Source organism: Burkholderia sp. SIMBA_062, from assembly GCF_046534765.1.
Classification (GTDB): Bacteria; Pseudomonadota; Gammaproteobacteria; order Burkholderiales; family Burkholderiaceae; genus Burkholderia; species Burkholderia ambifaria.
In genome coordinates, this window is sequence record NZ_JAWRYD010000148.1 from 1 (window position 1) to 359 (window position 359).

Genomic DNA, 359 nt, shown 5'->3' on the forward strand with positions numbered 1-359 from the left:
GTCCTCGGCGCACAAGCTGCGGCGCGCGATCGAGGCGACCCTGCTCGCTTACGAACCGCGTCTGAAGCGAATAGAAATCGAAATTCATCCGCCCGAGCCTGGTATGTTGATCAGCTTCACGATGGCCTGCCATTTGCATCAGGCAGGGCTCGTGCGCTTCGGCACGAACTTCATGCCGGACGGCAAAACCAGACTGCGCATGCTGCAGGCAGCGCTCGACCGATACTGAAATAGCGTCGAATACGCGTTACATGAGCGCGATCATGATCGGCGACCGTGGCATCACGCTGCACGCCAACCGGTCCATGCTCGACGACGGCGTGCCGCTCGCGGCGTAGATGAATCCGGCGTCGTGTACC

1 pseudogene is annotated in these 359 nt (G+C 61.0%); it reads left to right on the forward strand.

From position 1 onward, the window contains the following. Positions 1-229 (forward strand): annotated as a pseudogene (locus tag SB786_RS35790) (type VI secretion system baseplate subunit TssE); the annotation flags it as partial. Positions 230-359 lie beyond the last annotated feature (130 nt).